This is a genomic window from Streptomyces boncukensis (genome assembly GCF_011045075.1).
Classification (GTDB): Bacteria; Actinomycetota; Actinomycetes; order Streptomycetales; family Streptomycetaceae; genus Streptomyces; species Streptomyces boncukensis.
Map to the genome: position 1 here is coordinate 1 of NZ_JAAKZZ010000513.1, position 5,022 is coordinate 5,022.

4 protein-coding genes are annotated in these 5,022 nt (G+C 69.5%); 3 read left to right on the top strand and 1 reads right to left on the bottom strand.

Annotated features, from left to right (window positions below; genetic code table 11):
• Positions 1-2,088, bottom strand: a 2,088-nt coding sequence (locus G5C65_RS30915) for a transglycosylase domain-containing protein (RefSeq protein WP_165302360.1), incomplete at its 3' end; no start/stop codon positions are given.
• Between the two features lie 251 nt (positions 2,089-2,339).
• On the opposite strand from G5C65_RS30915, the gene G5C65_RS39705 reads away from it, so the two are divergent.
• From G5C65_RS39705 to G5C65_RS30930, 3 genes are all read left to right on the top strand, one after another.
• Positions 2,340-3,149, top strand: a complete 810-nt coding sequence (locus G5C65_RS39705; RefSeq protein ID WP_165302361.1) for an ABC transporter permease — start codon at positions 2,340-2,342, stop codon at positions 3,147-3,149.
• Positions 3,150-3,231: 82 nt separating this feature from the next.
• Positions 3,232-3,996 carry an ABC transporter permease gene (locus G5C65_RS30925; protein WP_241266188.1) on the top strand — a complete coding sequence of 255 codons (765 nt, stop codon included), beginning with the start codon at positions 3,232-3,234 and terminating at the stop codon, positions 3,994-3,996.
• Between the two features lie 13 nt (positions 3,997-4,009).
• Positions 4,010-4,969: an ABC transporter ATP-binding protein gene (locus G5C65_RS30930; protein WP_165302363.1), complete on the top strand. Its 960-nt coding sequence runs from the start codon at positions 4,010-4,012 to the stop codon at positions 4,967-4,969.
• The last annotated feature ends 53 nt before the right edge of the window (positions 4,970-5,022 follow it).

The window sequence follows — 5,022 nt, forward strand, 5'->3', positions numbered from 1 at the left end:
GGTGGGGGCCTGGGTGACGGGTGGCTCGACGGACGCGCCGTTGGTGTCGAGCTTGAAGTTCTGCACCGGCTTCCCCTCCAGCGCCTCCTTCGTGTACTGGGCCCAGATCTCGGCCGGGAAGCCGCCGCCGTTGATCCGGGGGCGGCCGGCGGCCCCGTACAGCGGCTTCTGCGCGCCGCCGTCCGGGTTCTTGCCCATCACGGCGATCACGGTGGACAGGTCCGGGGTGTAGCCCGCGAACCAGGCGGCCTTGTCCTCCTCGGCCGTACCGGTCTTGCCCGCCGCCGGGCGCCCGGCCGCCAGCGCCGTCGTCCCCGTGCCCTTCTGGACGACGCTGCGCAGGACGGCCGTCGTCGAGTCGGCTGCGGTCCGGGGAACCGCCTGCTTGACCTCGCGCTTGGGCAGCTTGACGGCCTCGCCGCCCCGGGTCACCTTCTCGACCATGCTGTAGTGGCCGTGCTTGCCGTGGTTGGCGAGCGTCGCGTACGCCTGGGCCATGTCGAGCGGGGCGCCGTTGGCGACGCCCAGCGAGATGGAGCCGTCCGCCGGCATGTTCGGCACGTCCTTGGGGACGCCCAGGTCGATCGCGGTGTCCTTGACTCTCTGCGGGCCGACGTCGATGCCCATCTGCGCGAAGACCGAGTTCACGGACTTGTCCATGGCGGTGCTGACGGGGATCCGGCCGTAGGACCTGTGGTCCTCGTTCTCGGGTGCGTAGCCGGTGCCGCGGCCGTTGCTCACGACCTCGCGCTTGTTGGTGCCGTCGTACACGGTGCGCGCGGTGATGCGGCTGCCGTTCTGGGTCTTGGCGTTGTTCTGCAGGGCCGAGGTGTAGACGAACGGCTTGAAGGTGGAGCCCACCTGGTACTCGCGGGTGGTGGCGGCGTTGGTGTACTGCTTCGTATAGCCGATGCCGCCGTACATCGCGACGACCTTGCCGGTCTTGGGATCGACGGAGGCGCCGCCCGCGCGGACATACTTGTCGATCTTGCGGGCCTTCTTGTCGAGCTGCGACATCAGCTTGTCGTCGACCGCGTCCCGCATCGCCTTCTGCTTCTTCGGCTGGAAGGTGGTGGTGATGCGGAAGCCGCCGGCGCTCAGCCGCTTCTCATCGACGATCTTGTTGTGGATGAGGTAGTTCTTCGCGGCCTCGACCAGGTAGCCGCGCTCGCCGGACAGCCCGGTCGGCGGCTTGGGCGCGTCCGGCTCGGGGAACTTCATGCCCTTCCGCTCGGACTTGTCCAGCCAGCCCTCCTTGACCATCCCGTTGAGCACGTAGTTCCAGCGGGCGACGGCGGCCTTGCGGTTCTCGGGGTGGACGCGGGTGTCGTAGGCGTTGGGGGAGTTCACCAGCGCCGCCAGATAGGCGCCCTGGGCCACGGTGAGATCGCCCACGTCCTTGCCGTAGTAGGCGTGTGCGGCCGACTGGATGCCGTACGAGTTGCGGCCGAAGTAGCTCGTGTTGAGGTAGCCCTGCAGGATGTCGTCCTTGCTCACCTCGCGATCGAGCTTGATCGCGATGAAGAACTCCTTGGCCTTGCGGGTGACCGTCTGGTCCTGGTTGAGATAGAAGTTCTTCACGTACTGCTGGGTGATGGTGGAACCGGACTGGCGCTCTCCGCCGGTCAGCATGTTCCAGCCCGCGCGGGCCATGGCCTTGGGGTCGACGGCGGACTCGTGGTAGAAGTCACGGTCCTCGGCGGCCAGCACGGCGTGCTGCACGTCCTTGGGCACGGTCTTGAGCCGGACGTTCTCGCGGTTGACCTCGCCGTCCCGGGCGATCTGGCTGCCGTCCGCGTAGAGGTAGACGTTGGTCTGCGCGGCGGCCGCCTTGTTCGGCTCGGGAATGCTCACCAGCAGATAGCCCGCCACCATCGCGCCGGACAGCAGCAGGATGACGAGGAGCACCCCGCCCAGCACCATGCGCCAGGTCGGGATGAGGCGCCGCCAGCCGGTGCGGCGGCGCTTCTTGCCGGGGTGATCAGGATTATCGGATGAATCGGGCATGTTGGATCCATGGGGCGTATGGGACGGACCTTCGGGCCTCGAAGCCCAGCCCGGGGCTCCGCTGTTCGGTTCGTCGCTCATGTCTGCAGGGACTCCTCGTCCAATATCGGGCGAATCCCGTATACGCCCCGTAAACCACTGTCGCATCAACCGCATCGGAACGCGGGAGCGGAGCGCATCAGCCGCGAGCCTCCGCTCGGCCGGCCGGTCCGGTCCCGTCACCCGGCTCAGCGAAGAAATCGCTGGCCGCCCTCCCGTGTGCCGGGCTAGTGTCCATCGCTGCGTTCTCGTACGGAAATGCTACTTGTGAGACGGTGGAGGAGCCCGGAAGGATGCGTGTTCTCCGTCTCTATTTCGCGGTGGCGATCAGTGGCTTCCGGCGGTACGCCACCTACCGCGTGGCCACCGTGGCCGGTGTGTTCACCAACACGGTCTTCGGTTTCATCCTCGCCTACACGTTCGTCGCGCTCTGGAGCGTACGGCCTGACCTGGGCGGATACGACCAGGTACAGGCGCTCACCTTCGTATGGACCGGGCAGGCGCTGCTGGCGACGGCGGCGATCATGGGCGGCGGGTTCCAGGAGGAGTTGCAGGAGCGCATCCGCAGCGGCGATATCGCGGTCGACCTGTACCGCCCCGTGGACCTGCAGCTGTGGTGGCTCGCCGCCGACCTCGGCCGGGCCGCCTTCCAGCTGCTCGGCCGGGGGGTGGTACCGATGCTCGCCGGCGCGCTCGCCTTCCCGCACGCGCTGCCCACCGCACCGCTGGTGTGGCTGTACTTCCTGCTGGCGGCCGTGCTCGGGGTGGTCGTCAGTTTCGCGCTGCGCTACCTGTTCGCACTGAGCACCTTCTGGCTGCTGGACTCGACCGGGGTGAACGGGCTGAGCATGCTGCTGAGCGTCTTCTTCTCCGGGATGCTGCTGCCGCTCACCGTCTTCCCCGGCACCTTCGGCGAGGTGGTCGGCTGGCTGCCCTGGGCGGCCACTCTCCAGGTGCCCGCCGATGTGCTGCTGGAGGAGCGCCGCGGGCTCGGCCTGGCCGCCGCTTTCGGCTTCCAGGCGGTGTGGGTCGCCGTGCTGCTGGGCGCCGGGCGGCTGCTGCAGGCGGTCGCCACCCGGCGAGTGGTGGTGCAGGGTGGCTGAGCCGGGCCTGGCGGGCCTGGCGGCCGAGGGGCGGGCCGCGCGGGCGCTGTGGGGGCTGCGCGCGTACGGCCTCATCGTCCGGATGTGGGTGCGCTCCACCCTGGCGTACCGCACCTCCTTCGCGATCGTCGCCGCTGTGAGCTTCGTGACGACCTTCCTCGACTTCGCCGCGATCATGATCATGTTCGCGCACGTCGACGCGCTCGGTGGCTTCTCGCTGCCCGAGGTCGCCTTTCTGTACGGCACGTCCAGCGTCGCCTTCGGCCTGTCCGACCTGCTGCTGGGCAATCTGGAGCGGGTCGGCGCACGGGTGCGGGACGGCACGATGGACGTGCTGCTGCTGCGGCCCGTTCCCGTGCTCAGCCAGATCGCCGCCGACCGGTTCGCACTGCGCCGGCTCTCGCGCGTCACCCAGGGCGGCCTGGTGCTCGGCTGGGCGCTGCTGCGGCTGGAGCTGGACTGGACGCCGCTGAAGGCGCTGATGGTCGTCATGATGGTGGTGTGCGGGGCCGCCATCTTCGGCAGCGTCTTCGTCGCCGGTGCCGCCTTCCAGTTCTTCGCACAGGACGCGGCGGAGGTGCAGAGCGCCTTCACCTACGGCGGCACGACGCTGCTGCAGTACCCGCCGACCATCTTCGCCAAGGACCTGGTGCGCGGTGTGACCTTCGTGGTGCCGCTCGCCTTCGTCAACTGGCTGCCCGCGCTGCGCGTACTGGGCCGCGACGATCCGCTCGCACTGCCCGGCTGGGTGGACTTCGCCGCTCCCGCCGTCGCGCTGCTGTGCTGTGCGCTGTCCGGACTGGCGTGGCGGGCGGGCCTGCGGGCATACCGGAGCACGGGGAGCTGATCGGGAGCTGTGCATGAGTGACCTCATCGAGGTGGCGGAACTGTCGAAGACGTTCCGGGTCCGCAGGAAGGGCAGCGGTCCCTTCCGGCGCGTCCGGGAGGAGGTGCGCGCTGTCGACGGCATTTCGTTCACCGTTCCGCACGGCGAAATGGTGGGCTACATCGGCCCGAACGGCGCGGGGAAGTCGACCACCATCAAGATGCTCACCGGCATCCTCACGCCCAGCGGCGGCCGGCTGCGGGTCGCCGGGCTCGACCCCGCGCGGGAGCGGACGCGTCTGGTGCGCCGCATCGGTGTCGTCTTCGGGCAGCGCACCACCCTGTGGTGGGACCTGCCGCTGCGCGACTCGTACGGGCTGGTGCGCCGGATGTACCGCATCCCCGAGGCGCGCTACCGGGCCAACCTGGAGCGCTGCGTCGAGCTGCTGGACCTGGACGGGCTGCTGGACGTCCCCGTACGGCAGCTCTCGCTGGGGCAGCGGATGCGGGGCGACATCACGGCCGCGCTGCTGCACGACCCGGACGTGCTGTATCTGGACGAGCCGACGATCGGGCTGGACGTCATCAGCAAGGCGCGGGTGCGGGGGTTCCTGCGCGAGCTGAACGCCGAACAGGGCACCACCGTGCTGCTGACCACCCACGACCTCACCGACATCGAGCAGCTGTGCAAGCGCGTGATGGTCATCGACCACGGCGGCCTGATGTACGACGGGGCGCTCGCCGGGCTGCACGAGGCCGGGGAGAGCGAACGCACCCTGGTGGTCGACCTGGAGCGCGAGCTGCCCCCGATCGAGGGGGTGCACGGGGCGCGGACCGTACGGACGGAGGGGCCGCGCCAGTGGCTCGCGTTCCCGGCCTCGGCGAGCGCGGCGCCGATCGTCTCGCAGATCGCGGACGCGTATCCGCTGATGGACCTGTCGCTGCGGGAGCCGGACATCGAGGACGTCATCGCACGGATGTACGCCGGGGAGTGAGGCTTCCGTGTACGGCGGCGGAGCCCTGGCTCCGGGGGCGCGCGGGGGCGCGG